14 protein-coding genes and 1 pseudogene are annotated in these 17,643 nt (G+C 55.2%); 10 read left to right on the top strand and 5 right to left on the bottom strand.

What is annotated here, in order from left to right; genetic code table 11:
- Positions 1–141: 141 nt before the first annotated feature.
- A complete protein-coding gene (locus tag ACNQ0W_RS17910) occupies positions 142–1,047 on the bottom strand; it encodes a LysR family transcriptional regulator (protein ID WP_003857524.1) in 906 nt (301 codons plus the stop codon).
- A 175-nt stretch (positions 1,048–1,222) separates the two neighbouring features.
- Here ACNQ0W_RS17910 and ACNQ0W_RS17905 point away from each other — a divergent pair, with 175 nt between their 5' ends.
- The 6 genes and pseudogenes from ACNQ0W_RS17905 (at position 1,223) to uspE (ending at position 8,089) form a co-directional block, all read left to right on the top strand.
- On the top strand, positions 1,223–2,533 hold the full coding sequence (locus tag ACNQ0W_RS17905; RefSeq protein ID WP_017384570.1) for a M20 family metallo-hydrolase: 1,311 nt from the start codon (positions 1,223–1,225) through the stop codon (positions 2,531–2,533).
- On the top strand, positions 2,533–3,978 hold the full coding sequence (locus ACNQ0W_RS17900; protein ID WP_062932607.1) for a M20 family metallopeptidase: 1,446 nt from the start codon (positions 2,533–2,535) through the stop codon (positions 3,976–3,978). Before ACNQ0W_RS17905 ends, ACNQ0W_RS17900 begins: the two co-directional genes overlap by 1 nt.
- 36 nt (positions 3,979–4,014) lie before the next feature.
- A pseudogene (gene abgT, locus ACNQ0W_RS17895) lies at positions 4,015–5,540 on the top strand (p-aminobenzoyl-glutamate transporter).
- Positions 5,541–5,549: 9 nt separating this feature from the next.
- Positions 5,550–6,065: a methylated-DNA--[protein]-cysteine S-methyltransferase gene (gene ogt / locus ACNQ0W_RS17890; protein WP_015570643.1), complete on the top strand. Its 516-nt coding sequence runs from the start codon at positions 5,550–5,552 to the stop codon at positions 6,063–6,065.
- Between the two features lie 183 nt (positions 6,066–6,248).
- Positions 6,249–7,001, top strand: coding sequence for a fumarate/nitrate reduction transcriptional regulator Fnr (gene fnr / locus ACNQ0W_RS17885; protein WP_000611906.1), 753 nt, complete (start codon positions 6,249–6,251; stop codon positions 6,999–7,001).
- Between the two features lie 137 nt (positions 7,002–7,138).
- Positions 7,139–8,089 (top strand): universal stress protein UspE, encoded by a 951-nt coding sequence (uspE, locus tag ACNQ0W_RS17880; RefSeq protein ID WP_003857535.1) that lies wholly within the window; start codon positions 7,139–7,141, stop codon positions 8,087–8,089.
- A 38-nt stretch (positions 8,090–8,127) separates the two neighbouring features.
- On the opposite strand, the gene ACNQ0W_RS17875 is transcribed toward uspE, so the two are convergent.
- From ACNQ0W_RS17875 to pntA, 3 genes are all read right to left on the bottom strand, one after another.
- Complete coding sequence (locus ACNQ0W_RS17875) at positions 8,128–9,240, bottom strand: mechanosensitive ion channel family protein (RefSeq protein WP_062932606.1); 1,113 nt, start codon at positions 9,238–9,240, stop codon at positions 8,128–8,130.
- 107 nt (positions 9,241–9,347) lie between these two features.
- The gene (pntB, locus tag ACNQ0W_RS17870) at positions 9,348–10,736 is read right to left on the bottom strand and encodes a Re/Si-specific NAD(P)(+) transhydrogenase subunit beta (RefSeq protein WP_417933223.1); all 1,389 of its coding nucleotides are present in this window, start codon (positions 10,734–10,736) and stop codon (positions 9,348–9,350) included.
- Between the two features lie 10 nt (positions 10,737–10,746).
- The gene (pntA, locus tag ACNQ0W_RS17865) at positions 10,747–12,276 is read right to left on the bottom strand and encodes a Re/Si-specific NAD(P)(+) transhydrogenase subunit alpha (RefSeq protein WP_062932605.1); all 1,530 of its coding nucleotides are present in this window, start codon (positions 12,274–12,276) and stop codon (positions 10,747–10,749) included.
- A 535-nt stretch (positions 12,277–12,811) separates the two neighbouring features.
- Between pntA and ydgH the strand changes: the two genes are divergently transcribed.
- The 3 genes from ydgH (at position 12,812) to folM (ending at position 16,086) form a co-directional block, all read left to right on the top strand.
- Positions 12,812–13,756 (top strand): DUF1471 family protein YdgH, encoded by a 945-nt coding sequence (gene ydgH, locus ACNQ0W_RS17860; RefSeq protein WP_000769339.1) that lies wholly within the window; start codon positions 12,812–12,814, stop codon positions 13,754–13,756.
- Positions 13,757–13,941: 185 nt separating this feature from the next.
- Positions 13,942–15,324 carry an amino acid permease gene (locus tag ACNQ0W_RS17855; RefSeq protein WP_003857548.1) on the top strand — a complete coding sequence of 461 codons (1,383 nt, stop codon included), beginning with the start codon at positions 13,942–13,944 and terminating at the stop codon, positions 15,322–15,324.
- A gap of 39 nt (positions 15,325–15,363) precedes the next feature.
- On the top strand, positions 15,364–16,086 hold the full coding sequence (gene folM, locus ACNQ0W_RS17850; RefSeq protein WP_062932604.1) for a dihydromonapterin reductase: 723 nt from the start codon (positions 15,364–15,366) through the stop codon (positions 16,084–16,086).
- Here folM and ACNQ0W_RS17845 read toward each other — a convergent pair.
- Positions 16,083–16,418, bottom strand: coding sequence for a GlpM family protein (locus ACNQ0W_RS17845; RefSeq protein ID WP_417933222.1), 336 nt, complete (start codon positions 16,416–16,418; stop codon positions 16,083–16,085). The genes folM and ACNQ0W_RS17845 overlap by 4 nt on opposite strands.
- Positions 16,419–16,545: 127 nt before the next feature.
- On the opposite strand from ACNQ0W_RS17845, the gene rstA reads away from it, so the two are divergent.
- Positions 16,546–17,262 (top strand): two-component system response regulator RstA, encoded by a 717-nt coding sequence (rstA, locus tag ACNQ0W_RS17840; RefSeq protein ID WP_062932603.1) that lies wholly within the window; start codon positions 16,546–16,548, stop codon positions 17,260–17,262.
- The last annotated feature ends 381 nt before the right edge of the window (positions 17,263–17,643 follow it).

Raw genomic sequence — 17,643 nt, 5'->3', positions numbered from 1 at the left:
TTTAAGAAAAAGCTGTTATAACTTAATAAACCTGCCCAATGGATAATGCATGTAGGATCCGCGAAAGGATGCACGACTGTGTGTACTGTGGAGTCTGTCTGATGTCGGGCAGACTCTATTTTTTTATTGTTGTTATTTTGATTAAATTAATTTTCTGGCTTCCCTTCGAAACTGCGTGATTAATGATTCGGCAAGCGGTGTCTGGCGAGAATCACGACGCTGAATTAAATAATATGCTGCTTTAGGCAGGGTTTCGACAACCGGCAGCATTATCAGACGGTGCGCCAGAAGCGGATCGCAGCCCAGCTCCTGCGGTAAAATGCTGATGAAATCGCTTTGTGCGACGAGGCTAATACAGGAGGAAAAGGTCTCACAGACAACGCCAATTCGCGGTATTTGAGAGCGGTGGTTAAAAGTATCCTGCAACTGTTTATAATAACTTCCCCGGGGCGTAGGCATCGTCCAGTTATATTGCAGAAGCTCATTAATTGAGGTCGCCCCTGTCGCCGGATGCCCTGCCCGACAAAATACGGCAAAAGGCTTTTCGAACAACTTTTCAAACGTAAATTCGTGATCGTACGGCCCCTGATAATAGGTATTGATGGTAAAGTCCAGCTCACCCTGACGTAATTCATTAATCATCGACACCAGCTGGCCTTCCATAATCCGGACGTTGACCTGAGGATGCTGCGCATGAAAACGCGTAATAACGGCTGGCATCAGGCTGCGTGAAATACTGGCCCCCATCCCAATATTGATCTGCCCGGCAAGTTCGCCCTGCCGCTGGCGGATGTCATCCTGCGCCGCACGTAGCTCTTCCAGAATCAAATTAGCGCGGTGATAAAACCCTTCTCCGCACTCGGTCAGCGCGACGCCTTTACTCCGGCGCACAAACAGCTGGGCCGCCATACCTTCTTCCAGCTCTTTAATGGATTTGGTCAGCGCGGGCTGCGAAAGATTAAGCGTCCGGCTGGCGCCGCGAATACTGCCCTGACGCGCCACTTCGACAAACGCCCTGATTTGATGAAATTTAATCTGAAATGACATAACGCGACCGATAACCGTTGTTTATCAGAGTAAAGAAACTGTCATCTACTTTAATGGAAACGGATGTGCGAGGGTAATTCCTGAACGGTTAAAACTGTGAAAAAACGATTAGTGATAAGTAAAAACTATCACAGCGTGAAGCAGTTCACATATTTTAATGATGACAGGAAAAGATATGAACGCACTGGCGCAGTACATCCAGACATTAGCCCCACAACTGAGCGCATGGCGTCGCGATTTCCACCATTTCGCGGAATCCGGCTGGGTGGAGTTTCGAACAGCCGCGAAAGTCGCGGAGATCCTCGACTCGCTGGGCTACGAACTGGCGATGGGCCGCGACGTGGTCGATGCCGAAAGCCGTATGGGACTGCCCGATGACGCCACCCTTTCACGAGAGTTTGCCCGCGCCCGGGCGCAGGGTGCGCCGGAGAAATGGCTGGCGCCGTTTGAGGGCGGATTTACCGGCATTGTGGCGACCCTGAATACCGGACGTCCAGGCCCAACGCTGGCGTTTCGGGTAGACATGGATGCACTTGATTTAAGCGAAGCGCTTGACGAAAGTCATCGCCCCTTCCGCGACGGTTTTGCCTCCTGCAACCCGGGCATGATGCACGCCTGTGGCCACGACGGGCATACCACCATTGGTCTGGGGCTCGCGCAGGTGCTTAAGCAGCATGAAGCGCAGCTCAACGGCATCATCAAACTGATCTTCCAGCCTGCCGAAGAGGGTACGCGCGGCGCGCGGGCTATGGTCGCCGCAGGCGCGCTGGACGGCGTGGACTACTTTACCGCCATTCATATTGGGACCGGCGTGCCGGAAGGGACGGTGATCTGCGGCAGCGATAACTTCATGGCGACCACCAAATTTGACGTGCGCTTTACCGGGGTCGCCGCACACGCTGGCGGTAAACCGGAAGAGGGCCGTAACGCCCTGCTCGCGGCTGCCCAGGCCGCTATTGCACTGCATGGCATCGCGCCACACAGCGAAGGCGCGTCCCGGGTTAACGTCGGGGTCATGCAGGCGGGCAGCGGACGTAACGTGGTTCCGGCTGATGCGTTGCTGAAGGTTGAAACCCGCGGCGAAAGCGAGGCCATTAATCAGTATGTCTTTGAACGCGCGCAGGCGGTAATTACCGGCGCGGCGGCGCTCTACGGCGTAACAGCCGGGGTAAACCTGATGGGGGCGGCGACCTCCAGCGCCCCTTCCCCGGCCTGGGTCGATTATCTGCGCGAACAGGCAAGCCAGGTGCCCGGCGTGACTCATGCCATTGATAAGGTCAAAGCGCCTGCGGGCTCCGAAGATGCCACGCTAATGATGGCCCGCGTACAGCAGAACGGCGGCATGGCCTCGTATATGGTCTTCGGCACGGAACTGAGCGCCGGACATCACAACGAAAAATTCGATTTTGATGAGCAGGTGATGAACGTTGCCATCGAAACGCTGGCGCGAACTGCGCTTAATTTCCCGTGGACGCGAGGTGTGTAATGCAGGAGAACTACGCTTTTATCGCCGATGCCATCGACACGCGATGTCAGACGTTTACCGATATTGCCGACGACATCTGGGATCATCCCGAAACGCGCTTCGAAGAGTTCTGGTCCGCCGAACGGCTCGCCAGCGCGCTGGAAGCCGAGGGCTTTACCCTGACGCGGGAAGCCGGAGGCATTCCCAACGCCTTTATTGCCAGCTACGGCAGCGGCAAGCCCGTTATCGCCCTTCTGGGCGAATACGATGCCCTGGCCGGGCTAAGCCAGCAGGCGCACTGCGCGACGGCGCAATCCGCCACCCCGGGGGCGAACGGCCACGGCTGCGGGCATAACCTGTTAGGCACGGCTGCCTTCGCCGGTGCGGTGGCGGTGAAAAGCTGGCTGGAACAGCACGACGGCAGCGGAACGGTGCGTTTTTACGGCTGCCCCGGCGAGGAAGGCGGCTCCGGTAAAACCTTTATGGTACGTGAAGGTCTGTTTGACGACGTGGACGCTGCCGTGACATGGCACCCGGAAGCCTTTGCCGGGATGTTTAACGTCAGCACGCTGGCCAATATTCAGGCCGCCTGGCGGTTTAAGGGGATCGCCGCTCATGCCGCAAACTCCCCACATCTGGGGCGCAGCGCGCTGGATGCCGTGACGCTGATGACCACCGGTACAAACTTCCTCAACGAACACATCATAGAAAAAGCGCGCGTTCATTACGCCATCACCGATACCGGCGGGATTTCGCCCAACGTTGTACAGGCCCAGGCCGAGGTGCTGTACCTGATCCGCGCCCCGGAGATGGCCGATGCGCAGCAGATCTACGCGCGCATCGAGAAAATCGCCCAGGGCGCGGCGATGATGACCGAAACCACCGTCGAGTGCCGCTTTGATAAAGCCTGCTCCAGCTATCTGCCGAACCGTACGCTCGAAGCGGCGATGTACCGCGCATTGCAGCATTACGGCACGCCAGCCTGGACGCAAGAGGAACGCGAATTCGCCCGTGAAATCCGCGCCACGCTCACGGCAAACGACCTGCAAAACAGCCTGAAAAACATTGCCGCAACGGGGGCCGAAGAAGGAAAAGCGTTTGCCCGACGCCATCAGGAGACGCTGCTGGTGGATGAAGTTGCCCCTTACGCCATCACCGATAACGTGCTGGCAGGCTCCACCGATGTGGGGGATGTCAGCTGGAAGATGCCTGTTGCACAGTGCTTTAGCCCCTGTTTTACCGTGGGCACCCCGCTGCATACCTGGCAATTAGTGGCGCAGGGGCGTACCTCAATTGCCCACAAAGGCATGTTGCTGGCCGGAAAAGTGATGGGCGCGACCGCGCTGCATCTGCTTCAGGATGCCGACCTGCTGCGAAAATGCCGGGAAGAGTTCGAACAACACATAACAGAAAAACCGTACGAGTGTCCGATCCCGCAGGGCGTGACACCGTCACCTTTAAAATAAAAAAACACAACACAACAACAGTCCCGAGGAACGCCCATGAGTATGTCTTCCATACCTTCGCATTCCCCATCCGGTAAGCTCTATGGCTGGGTTGAAAGGATCGGCAATAAAGTGCCGCACCCTTTCCTGCTTTTTATCTATTTAATTGTCATCCTGATGGCCGCGACGGCCGTGCTGTCCGCCTTTGAGGTGAGCGTGCGCAGCCCGGCCGACGGCAGCATGGTGGCAGTGAAAAACCTGCTCAGCGTTGAAGGGTTGCACTGGTTTTTGCCGAACGTGATTAAAAACTTCAGCGGTTTTGCGCCGCTGGGCGCCATCCTGGCGCTGGTGTTAGGCGCGGGACTGGCCGAACGCGTGGGTCTGCTACCTGCGCTGATGGTGAAAATGGCCTCGCACGTCAGCGCGCGTTATGCCAGCTATATGGTGCTGTTTATTGCCTTCTTCAGCCATATCTCGTCCGACGCGGCGCTGGTGATCATGCCGCCGATGGGGGCGCTGATTTTCCTCGCCGTTGGCCGTCATCCTGTTGCGGGCCTGCTGTCGGCGATTGCGGGCGTCGGCTGTGGGTTTACCGCTAACCTGCTGATCGTGACCACCGATGTGCTGCTCTCCGGCATCAGCACAGAGGCAGCCAGCACCATCGATGCGACTATGCACGTCAGCGTGATCGACAACTGGTACTTTATGGCCAGTTCGGTGATTGTCCTGACAATTGTCGGGGGGCTGATTACCGATAAGATCATTGAGCCGCGCCTGGGTAAATGGGAAGGCCGGAGCGATGAAAAGCTGGAGACGCTGAGCAAAGAGCAGCAGTTCGGCCTGCGCGTAGCCGGGATCGTCTCGCTGGCGTTCATTGCGGTGGTGGCGCTGATGGTGGTGCCGGAGAATGGCGTGCTGCGCGATCCGATCAAACACACCGTACTGCCCTCGCCGTTTATTCAGGGCATTGTGCCGCTGATAATTCTCTTCTTCTTCGTCGTTTCGCTCGCGTTCGGCATCGCCACCGGCAAAATCCGCCGTCAGGGAGATCTGCCGCACCTGATGATCGAGCCGATGAAGGAGATGGCGGGTTTTATCGTGATGGTGTTCCCGCTGGCGCAGTTTGTCGCCATGTTTAACTGGAGCAACATGGGCAAGTTTATGGCCGTGAGCCTGACGGACGCGCTGGAGGCGGCGGGGTTGAGCGGTGTTCCGGCGTTTGTCGGCCTGGCGCTGCTGTCGTCCCTGCTGTGCATGTTTATTGCCAGCGGGTCGGCCATCTGGTCGATTCTGGCGCCCATCTTTGTCCCCATGTTTATGATGCTCGGCTTCCATCCTGCGTTCGCCCAGATCCTGTTCCGTGTCGCCGATTCCTCGGTGATCCCGCTGGCGCCCGTGTCACCCTTCGTTCCGCTGTTTTAGGCTTCCTGCAACGCTACAGGCCGGAGGCTAAGCTGGGTACCTACTATTCGCTGGTTCTGCCCTATCCGCTTATCTTCTTAGGGGTATGGCTGGTGATGCTGGTGGCGTGGTATCTTGTCGGCCTGCCGATTGGACCGGGTGTTTACCCGAGGCTGAACTAAGGAGTACTGATGCTGAGATTACTCGAAGATAAGATTGCGACGCCGCTGGGGCCGCTGTGGGTTATCGCGGATGAAGCGTTCAATCTGCGCGCGGTTGAATGGGAAGAGCACAGCGACCGGATGGTAGAGCTGCTCAACATCCATTATCGCGCCGAGGGTTACGAGCGTATTACTGCCCGTAATCCTGGCGGGCTGAGCGATAAGCTGACGGCCTACTTCGAGGGCGATCTCAGCATTATTAATACCCTGCCAACCGCCACGGCGGGCACCCCTTTCCAGCGCGAGGTGTGGCAGGCGCTGCGTAATATTCCCTGCGGGCAGGTGATGCACTACGGTCAGCTGGCAGAACAGCTTGGCCGTGCCGGCGCGGCGCGCGCGGTCGGTGCGGCAAATGGCTCTAACCCCGTCAGCATTGTGGTGCCTTGCCATCGCGTGATCGGGCGCAACGGCACCCTCACCGGCTATGCCGGGGGCGTACAGCGCAAAGAGTGGCTGCTGCGTCACGAAGGGTATTTTCTGCTGTAATTCCCAGGCTTTTTGTGCTTAATTTTCTTCCTGTTAGGTTCATAATCCTTAATCATTCTGTGGAATTTCAAGGAGATGGCAACACGCTGCCGTCTCTTGTCTTTATTGGAGGTTTGCCAGACTTACGTCCTTACCAAAAAGATGTTAAAATTGACCAATATCAATTAAGGCTTGAGCAAACCTATGATCCCGGAAAAGCGAATTATACGACGCATTCAGTCTGGCGGTTGTGCTATCCATTGCCAGGATTGCAGCATCAGCCAGCTCTGTATCCCGTTTACTCTGAATGAGCATGAACTCGATCAGCTTGACAATATCATCGAGCGCAAAAAGCCTATTCAGAAAGGGCAGACGCTGTTTAAGGCGGGAGACGAACTGAAATCGCTCTATGCTATCCGTTCTGGCACCATCAAAAGCTACACCATTACCGAACAGGGCGACGAGCAGATCACCGGCTTCCATCTGGCAGGCGATTTAGTCGGCTTTGACGCCATCGGCAGTGGCCATCACCCGAGCTTTGCTCAGGCGCTGGAAACCTCTATGGTCTGCGAAATTCCGTTTGAGACGCTGGACGATCTGTCCGGTAAGATGCCGAACCTGCGTCAGCAGATGATGCGTCTGATGAGCGGTGAGATTAAAGGCGATCAGGATATGATCCTGCTGCTTTCCAAAAAGAATGCCGAAGAGCGTCTGGCCGCCTTTATCTATAACCTCTCCCGCCGTTTCGCGGAGCGTGGCTTCTCCCCGCGTGAATTCCGTCTGACCATGACGCGCGGCGATATTGGTAACTATCTGGGCCTGACCGTGGAAACCATCAGCCGTCTGCTGGGTCGCTTCCAGAAGAGCGGAATGCTGGCGGTTAAAGGTAAGTACATCACCATCGAAAACGGTGAGGCGCTGGCCATTCTGGCGGGTCACTCACGTAACGTGGCATAACTCTCCCGGATATCTTATGCCAGGTCGATAAATTTTCATGATTATTGATCTGGCAAAAACTTCCCCCCTGTTTCATTCAAGATATATAGGTTACTCTTTTACTTACAGACTGTGGTGACAGTAGTAAGGAGACCTGTATGGCAAAGTATCAAAACATGCTGGTAGCTATCGATCCTAATCAGGACGATCAGCCGGCATTACGACGTGCTGTGTATTTACATCAACGGATTGGTGGCAAAATTAAAGCCTTTTTGCCGATTTATGACTTCTCATACGAGATGACCACCCTTCTGTCGCCTGACGAGCGCACCGCTATGCGTCAGGGAGTGATCAGCCAGCGTACCGCGTGGATCCGCGAGCAGGCGAAATATTACCTGGAAGCGGGCGTACCGATTGATATCAAAGTGGTCTGGCACAACCGACCTTTCGAAGCCATTATTCAGGAAGTGGTGGCCGGTGGGCATGACCTGCTGCTGAAAATGGCGCACCAGCATGACAAACTGGAATCCGTGATTTTCACCCCGACCGACTGGCATCTGCTGCGCAAATGCCCTTGCCCGGTATGGATGGTGAAAGATCAGCCGTGGCCTGAGGGCGGGAAAGCCGTCGTGGCGGTGAATCTGGCCAGCGAAGAGGATTATCACAATTCGCTGAACGAGAAGCTGGTGAAGGAGACGCTTCAGCTTGCCGACCAGGTTAACCACACCGAAGTCCATCTGGTGGGCGCCTATCCGGTTACGCCAATCAATATCGCCATCGAGCTGCCTGAATTTGACCCGAGCGTGTATAACGACGCGATTCGCGGTCAGCATCTGCTGGCCATGAAAGCGCTGCGCCAGAAATTCAGTATCGATGAGAATATGACGCACGTAGAAAAAGGGTTACCGGAAGAGGTTATTCCGGATCTGGCGGAGCATTTGCAGGCCGGGATTGTGGTTCTGGGCACCATTGGCCGGACCGGTATTTCTGCCGCGTTCCTGGGAAATACCGCCGAGCAGGTGATCGACCATCTGCGCTGCGATCTTCTGGTCATCAAACCGGATCAGTATCAGACGCCGGTTGAGCTGGACGATGAGGAAGACGATTGACCCCAAAATGAAAGCCCGCCGGTAACGGCGGGCTTTTTTTATTGCGCTTCGCTCAACCGCTGCGTCGGTGCCTCGTCGCCGGCATTCATCCAGGGCGCGTGCAGAACCATGCTCGGCAGCGCCAGCTTGATCTCCTGCTGGTTCAGCCCCTCCAGAATACGAATATTGATCTCCTGCTGAATATCCATGTACTTGTTGTAGTCCGCCGTATTAACAATATGGACCACCTCGAAGGTCAGGCGATCGCGATCGAAGCCCAGGAAATGGGCGCGGTCAAACTTCGTTTCCCCGACGTCGGTAATGATCTGTTTGACCATCTCACCCACTGAACGCAGTTTTTCCGGCGCCGTGTCGCTGGCGACCCCGAAAGTAAAAACAATCCGGCGCGTTTGCATCCGCTTGTAGTTATGCAGCGTCTGTTGCAGCAGGATGGCGTTCCCGCAGACAATCTGCTCCCCGCTCAGGCTGCGGATACGGGTGGTTTTCAGGCCAATGTGCTCTACCGTCCCGGCGACATCGTTAAACACCACAAAATCGCCGATTTCGAACGGCTTATCAAAACCGATGGAAAGCGATGCAAATACGTCGCTCAGGATCGTTTGCACCGCGAGGGCGATTGCAATACCCCCTACCCCAAGGCTGGCAACCAGAGCAGTGATGTTGACGCCCGCGTTAGCAAGAATAGACAGCAGCATCACTGACCAGACAATGGCACGGAGGATAAGCCCCGTGATCACCAGCGTCACCGGGTTTTTATGGCTTCCCGGCGCCAGCATGACGTGACGAAGCCACGACACCACCCCCTGATCCATCCACAGCGCCACCTGGATAGCGAAGACCAGGAACCAGGCGTGGCTCACGGTACCAAAGAGATGATCCGGTAAGTCGACGAAACGCAGGCTGAATAACAGTGCCACGATAAAAAGCAGGACGCGGCTGGTGCGGTTAAGCATATCCGTCAGGATAAAGCGCATCCGGTTGGTGCTGGGGTGCTTGTCGCCCCAGGTGGTGATCCCTTTCTTAACGAAGGCGATCAGGCGCGTCAGCAGCCAGTACACCAGCAGAGTCACAAAGACCACCGTGGCGACGCCGATCCAGAAAGATGGCGTCATCATCAGCTCGATGATGTCGAAGCGGGACAAAAATCGCATTACACCTCCTCGTATTACACAAAGGGTAAAGTATAGACAGAGGAGAAAAGCTGGCCGCAGAAATAAGAAAACCGCCCCAGGGGGCGGTTTTTCAGGATGAAGCGCAATTACAGCGCTTTCAGGATCGCATCCACGCTGGCCTTGGCGTCGCCAAACAGCATGTGGGTGTTATCTTTAAAGAACAGCGGGTTCTGCACGCCAGCATAGCCGGTGTTCATAGAGCGTTTGAAGACAATGACGTTCTGCGCCTTCCACACTTCCAGAACAGGCATACCCGCAATCGGACTACGCGGGTCGTCCTGCGCCGCCGGGTTAACAGTGTCGTTGGCGCCAATCACCAGCACGGTGTCGGTGTCGGCGAAATCATCGTTGATCTCGTCCATTTCCAGCACGATGTCGTAAGGCACCTTCGCTTCCGCCAGCAGCACGTTCATGTGGCCTGGCAGACGCCCCGCCACCGGGTGAATACCAAAGCGAACCTTGATGCCGCGCGCGCGGAGTTTCTCGGTGATTTCCGCCACCGGGTACTGCGCCTGCGCCACCGCCATGCCATAGCCTGGGGTGATGATGACGGAATGCAAGTTTTTCAGCATCTCTGCGGTGTCTTCCGCGCTGATTTCACGGTGTTCACCCACTTCCTCATCAGAACCGGTTGATGAGCCGTCAGAACCGAAGCCACCCGCGATGACGCTGATAAACGAACGGTTCATCGCCTTACACATGATGTAAGACAGGATCGCACCGGAAGAACCGACCAGCGCACCGGTGACAATCAGCAGGTCGTTGCTCAGCATAAAGCCTGCCGCCGCCGCCGCCCAACCGGAGTAGGAGTTCAGCATGGAAACCACCACCGGCATATCTGCCCCGCCGATAGACGCCACCAGATGCCAGCCGAAGGCCAGCGCGATGATGGTCATCACCAGTAACGCCAGCACCTGCAAGCCTACGCTTTCGGTACGCACGAAGACCACCAGCAGCACAAAGGAAACGACCAGCGCCGCCAGGTTCAGCTTATGGCGGTTAGGCAGCATCAGCGGTTTGGAAGAGATCTTCCCGCGCAGCTTGCCGAACGCCACAATCGACCCGGTGAAGGTTACCGCACCGATGAAGATGCCGAGGAACACTTCCGTCAGGTGGATGTTCACCAGAATCGGCTCCAGGCCCGGTTCGTGGTACAGGTAGCTGTTGAAGCCCACCAGCACCGCCGCCAGACCCACGAAGCTGTGCAGAATGGCAACCAGCTCCGGCATCTCGGTCATTTCAACGCGTTTCGCCAGACGAATACCAATCGCGCCGCCGATGATCATCGCCACCAGGATCCACGCCACGTTGCCGGTGTCCGGCCCAAAGATGGTGGCAATCAGCGCAATCGCCATCCCGGCGATACCAAAGTTATTTCCCTGCTGAGACGTTTCGTGTTTGGAAAGCCCCGCCAGACTGAAAATAAACAGGATTGCAGCAACAATGTATGCGGCTGTAACTAATCCTCCAGACATATGCTACCCCTTAGCCTTTACGAAACATTTTCAGCATGCGCTGAGTCACGGTGAAACCACCGAAAATATTGATACTGGCGATCAGCACTGCGATGAAGCTCAGGAAGCTGATCCAGCCGCCATGACCAATTTGCAGCAATGCCCCGACCACGATAATCCCGGAGATGGCATTGGTGACCGACATCAGCGGGGTATGCAGCGCATGGGAGACGTTCCACACGACGTAGTAACCCACCACGCAGGAGAGCGCGAAGACGGTGAAGTGGCCAAGGAACTCTTTTGGCGCGACGTCCGCCAGCCAGCCAAACAGGATAATGACCAGCGCCATGATGGCGTACTTGCGCCACGGCGACGCAGGTTTTGCGGGCTCCGCGGGCTCTGGCACCGCTTTCGGCGCAGCCTGAGGCTGAGCGGAAACCTGAATCGGCGGTGCAGGCCAGGTGATTTCCCCTTCACGCACCACGGTAACGCCACGCACCACTACATCATCAAAATCAACGGTAATGTTGCCGTCTTTCTCTTTGCAGAGCAGCTTCAGCAGGTTAACGAGGTTCGTGCCGTACAGCTGAGAGGACTGGGTTGGCAGACGCCCTGGCAGGTCGGTATAACCGATCACCTTCACGCCGTTCGCGGTCGTCGTGACCTGGTTTGGCACGGTATACTCACAGTTACCGCCGTTTTGCGCCGCCAGATCGACAATAACGCTGCCCGGCTGCATGGAATCCACCATCTCACGGGTGATCAGCTTCGGCGCCGGTTTACCCGGAATAAGCGCGGTGGTGACAATGATGTCCACCTCTTTTGCCTGCGCCGCAAAGAGCGCCATTTCCGCCTTAATAAAGGCTTCAGACATGACCTTCGCGTAACCATCACCGCTGCCCGCTTCTTCCTTGAAGTCCAGCTCAAGGAATTCGGCGCCCATACTCTGCACCTGCTCCTTCACTTCCGGCCGGGTATCAAACGCGCGAACAATAGCGCCCAGGCTGTTTGCGGCCCCGATAGCGGCAAGACCTGCCACACCGGCACCAATCACCATCACCTTCGCGGGTGGTACTTTACCTGCCGCCGTAATCTGACCGGTAAAGAAGCGACCAAACTCATGCGCAGCTTCGACAATGGCGCGATAGCCGGCAATGTTCGCCATGGAGCTCAGCGCATCCAGAGACTGCGCGCGCGAAATACGCGGCACGGAGTCCATCGCCATCACGGTGACACCGCGTGCTGCCAGCTTCTCCATCAGCTCCGGGTTTTGGGCTGGCCAGACAAAGCTCACCAGCGTCGTGCCCGCGTTCAACAGTTCAATTTCACTCTCTTCCGGTGCGTTGACCTTCAGAATGATGGGTGATTGCCAGACCTCAGCACCGTCCACTACGTCCGCGCCAGCCTGAGTAAAGACCTCGTCATCGAAACTCGCCAGTTTGCCCGCGCCGCTTTCAATCGCGACGGTAAAACCCAGTTTAAGCAGTTGCTCCACCGTTTTTGGTGTTGCCGCTACGCGGGTTTCATTGGCTAACCGTTCTTTTGGTACCCCAATACGCATAGTTTTCCCTTCCATCGGTTTTTGATGATGGTTTGTCGATAATTGCCCGCGGTTTGTATCAATTTTCACCATCGAGATAACGACGGAGAATGATTAACCCCGGAAAATAAAACAGTAACAAACTTTCTATAACCTACTGAAAATAGCGCCCGTGATCTACCGCCAGAAAACACTATTTCTTACTTTATCTGTGAAAAATAAGCGATCGGGGTCACTGACAGAGATATTTACCTTAAATTCGCCTTCAGGACCGATAAATCGCGCAAGCGAAGCGGTAAAAACATGATATAGCGCCATAAAAGAACAACTCATTAACATTAAATTAACTTGTAAAAGTCATATGCTTAATCAGTTTTGCTTGTGAAACGCCTGTTTTTTCCACATATCACAAAATGTTATCGAATCAGGTCCTTTGGTGAGCACAGGCTGTGAAAAATGCCGCAGACAGCGACGGGTGTTAAATGCCATAATCGGGACCGTCTCAAATTAACAACAACACCAGTACATGGTTTGCGCAAGGCGAAGGATTATTTTTATGAAGCTTAAGAACACACTCCTGGCGTCCGCACTTCTTTCCGCGACCGCCCTGTCTGCGAATGCCGCGACAGAGTTGACGCCGGAGCAAGCGGCAGCGTTAAAACCTTTTGACCATACGGTCATTGTGGGTCGCTATAACTCAATTGGCGATGCCGTCGCCGCTGCATCAAAAGCCGCCGATAAAAACGGCGCTGCCTCGTTTTACGTTGTTGACCAGTCCGATCAGGGCAACAGCGGCAACCAGCGCGTGACGATTGCGCTGTACAAAGAGAATGCCCCAAAAGCAGATGAACAGAAAAACCGCGTGATTAACGGCATTGTTGAACTGCCGAAAGATCAGGCTGTTCAGCTGGAACCGTATGACACCGTGACCGTTCAGGGCTTCTACCGCAGCCAGCCTGAAGTTAACGATGCCATCACCAAAGCCGCGAGAGAAAAAGGCGCTTACGCGTTCTATATCGTGCGTCAGGTTGATGCCAACCAGGGCGGAAACCAGCGCATTACCGCCTTCATCTATAAGCAAGATGCGAAAAAACGCGTCGTGCAAAGCCCGGATGCCATTCCAGCGGATTCAGATGCGGGTCGTGCCGCGTTAGCGAAAGGCGGTGAAGAAGCGAAGAAAGTGGAAATCCCGGGCGTAGCAACGTCTGCGGCACCAAGCGCTGAAGTGGGTCGTTTCTTTGAAACCCAATCCACTAAAGGCGGTCGTTATACCGTTACGTTACCAGACGGCACGAAAATTGAAGAGCTGAACAAAGCCACTGCCGCGCAGATGGTGCCGTTCGACAGCATCAAGTTTACGGGCAACTATGGCAACATGACGGAAATCTCCTATCAGGTGGCGAAGCGTGCTGCGAAGAAAGGCGCGAAGTATTACCACATCACCCGCCAGTGGCAGGAACGTGGTAACAACCTGACCATCAGCGCCGATCTGTACAAGTAACAAAACGGTTTCATAAAGGCGGCGCAGTGCCGCCTTTTTTGTTACTTTTTTTCTGATTTCTGCCACACGTCATTGCATGCATCCTTCACACTCCGTAAAATCCCGCGCCTTAGCGTGATCCACCATTTTTATGCGCCTTAGCGAAATAATTATTCTGGATTTGGACTTTTCATAACAGGAAGCCAATGGAAAAGAAACTTGGCCTGAGTGCTTTAACTGCACTTGTATTGAGCTCAATGCTGGGCGCGGGCGTATTCAGTTTGCCGCAGAACATGGCGGCCGTCGCCAGCCCGGCCGCATTACTGATTGGCTGGGGCATTACCGGTGTCGGGATTTTGCTGCTGGCGTTCGCCATGCTGCTGCTGACCCGTATCCGACCGGATCTGGACGGCGGAATATTCACTTACGCCCGGGAAGGTTTCGGCGAGCTGATCGGCTTCTGCTCCGCCTGGGGTTACTGGCTGTGCGCGGTGATCGCCAACGTCTCCTATCTGGTTATCGTCTTCTCGGCGCTCAGCTTCTTTACCGACACGCCCGAACTGCGCCTGTTTGGCGACGGCAATACCTGGCAGTCTATCGTCGGCGCCTCGGTGCTGCTGTGGATTGTTCACTGGCTGATTTTGCGCGGCGTCCAGACCGCGGCCAGCATTAACCTGGTGGCGACGCTGGCCAAGCTGGTGCCGCTTGGCCTGTTCGTCGTGCTGGCCTTCCTCGCCTTCCGTCTCGATGTCTTTACGCTCGATTTCAGCGGCATTGCGCTGGGCGTTCCCGTCTGGGAACAGGTGAAAAATACCATGCTGATCACCCTGTGGGTGTTCATCGGCGTTGAAGGTGCCGTCGTGGTCTCTGCCCGCGCGCGTAACAAGCGCGACGTGGGACGCGCCACGCTGCTGGCCGTACTGGCGGCGCTGGGCGTTTATTTGCTGGTGACGCTGCTGTCGCTCGGCGTGGTGGCCCGCCCTGAACTGGCGGAAATGCGTAACCCGTCCATGGCCGGGCTGATGGTGAAAATGTTGGGTCCCTGGGGGGACGTGATTATCGCAGCGGGTCTGATTGTCTCCGTTTGCGGCGCCTATCTGAGCTGGACCATTATGGCAGCGGAAGTCCCGTTCCTGGCCGCCACGCATAAAGCGTTCCCGCGCCTGTTTGCCCGTCAGAACAAAAACAGTGCGCCATCGGCCTCTCTGTGGCTGACCAACATCAGCGTGCAGGTCTGTCTGGTGCTGATCTGGCTCACAGGATCGGACTATAACACGCTGCTGACCATCGCCTCCGAGATGATTCTGGTACCCTATTTCTTAGTGGGCGCATATCTGTTAAAAATTGCGACCCGCCCGGCACACTATGCGGTAGGCGTCGGCGCCTGTATTTACGGTCTATGGTTGTTGTATGCTTCCGGCCCGATGCATCTGCTGCTGTCCGTGGTGCTCTACGCCCCAGGCCTGCTGGTGTTTATCTACGCTCGCCGTACGCATCAGCTTGATAATGCCCTTAAGCGCCGCGAAATGGCGTTGATAGGTTTGCTGTTAGTCGCTGCCGTACCGGCAACGTGGATGTTAATGGGATAGCGTCGCCTGTCCCATTGTTGAACTGAAAAGGAGATTACGATGGGACACACGCAGCAACGCCCAATATTGATCACTGGCGCAGGCCGTCGCATCGGCCTCGCCCTCGCCCATCACTTTCTCAACCTTCGCCATCCGGTTATCGTCAGTTACCGCACGGAATATCCCTCCATTGAAGGGCTACGAAATGCCGGAGCAGTCTGCATTCAGGCGGATTTCTCCACGGATGAAGGTATTCTCGCCTTCGCGGACAAAGTGAAATCGACCACCCACGGGCTGCGGGCGGTTATTCACAACGCCAGTACCTGGCTTCCCGAAAAAGCAGGACATTCGCTCAGCGAAACGCTCGCCTGCATGATGCAGATCCACGTTAATGCGCCTTATCTGCTCAACCACGCCCTACAGGATCTGCTGCGCGGACACGGCCATGCCGCAGGCGACATTATCCATTTCACCGATTACGTGGTAGAGCGAGGAAGCGACAAACACATCGCCTACGCCGCCAGCAAAGCCGCGCTGGATAATATGACCCGCTCGTTCGCGCGCAAGCTGGCGCCCGAGGTAAAGGTCAACGCGATTGCTCCGGCGATGATTTTATTTAACGAAGGCGATGATGCCGAGTATCGTCAGCAGGCGCTCAACAAGTCGTTGATGAAAATTGCGCCCGGCGAGAAAGAGGTGATCGACCTGGTCGATTATCTGCTGACCAGCTGTTACGTCACGGGCCGAACGTTTGCCGTGGACGGTGGCCGCCCGCTGCGCTAGTGAAAGCGGCTCCAGAAGAAGATGAGCACCCAGGCGCTGAGGCTCCAGCAGACCACCGCCCCGCCCAGCGCCAGGGGCAAATGCAGAAAACCGGTGAAGTACCACAGCGACAGCAGATAGATAAAATACGGGATGATCGACCACATCCCGAACACAATGGTGGCGCGCAGCGCCTCAATACCCCGCTCAGAGGCCACAATATAATGCGCGATTAGCGCAAAGGTGGGAAACAACGGGATCAGCCCGGCAATGTAGTAGTTCTTCGTTTTAGCCAGCACCCCAATCAGCAGCACGACCAGCGCACCCAGCGCGGCTTTTATCACCAGCCCCATTCTTTTCCCTTAACAATCAAATAACATTCCCGTGCAGGATAACGGAACTCCGGCTAATTTTGAAAGATTAATGGAAGGTTAAGGTTGCGCGGTGTATGTTGACGTTTTTCGCGATGACAGACGTTGTATGAATAAGATTGTTTATGTTGAAGATGAACCCGAAGTGGGACAATTGATCGCCGCTTATCTGGGTAAACATGATATGGAAGTGGTTGTCGAGCCTCGTGGCGATCGCGCTGAAGACGTCGTCACCCGCGAAAATCCGGACCTGGTGTTGCTGGACATCATGCTGCCCGGGAAAGATGGTATGACGCTCTGCCGGGATCTGCGCACGAAGTGGGACGGCCCGATCGTGCTGCTGACCTCTCTCGACAGCGATATGAACCATATTCTGTCGCTTGAGATGGGTGCGAATGACTACATCCTGAAAACCACGCCGCCGGCGGTTCTGCTTGCCCGTTTGCGCCTGCATCTGCGTCAGCGTGCCAGCGCTGAGCGTGAAGCGCCTGCCCCGTCTTTAACGCCGCATAAAGCGATGCGCTTCGGCACGCTTTCTATCGATCCGGTCAACCGACAGGTTATGCTTTCCGGAGAGTTGATTGCGCTCTCAACCGCAGATTTTGACCTGCTGTGGGAGCTGGCAACCCATGCCGGGCAAATTATGGACCGGGATGCATTGCTGAAAAATCTGCGCGGCGTAAGTTACGACGGAATGGATCGTAGCGTTGATGTGGCGATTTCGCGTCTGCGTAAAAAACTGCTGGATAACGCCACGGAACCTTACCGCATTAAAACCGTACGCAATAAGGGCTATCTGTTTGCACCGCACGCCTGGGAAACCTGAAAAAGGTGCAAACAGGAATATTCGAAAAATAACTCACGATGCATCGGAATTGTTATCGGTATTCGTCGAAAGTTATCGATTATATGCATCGTCAGTTATGAAATATCCCCTGGTCTGCTTCCTCTCTCCAGTTCTATTTTGATGGGCATTTTTCGCCTAAACAAAAGTAGTCCTAATGTATTTGATTGCTATAGTACAATATATATTCAGCAGATCGGGCACTATCATCGATCAAAAATCCGTCACTTAAATGCACATTGAGCTAAAAATAATCTTTACAATTGACTTAATCATTATCTTATCCTTATGAAAACAAAGGGGATAATGGCAACCATATAAATAATATCGATCTTTTTCAATGGCTTACGCGTTTGCAGAAAT

The organism is Enterobacter cloacae complex sp. 6730903 (assembly GCF_048283985.1).
In the GTDB taxonomy this organism is placed as follows: domain Bacteria; phylum Pseudomonadota; class Gammaproteobacteria; order Enterobacterales; family Enterobacteriaceae; genus Enterobacter; species Enterobacter hormaechei_C.
This window is presented reverse-complemented; position numbering and strand designations above follow the sequence as displayed.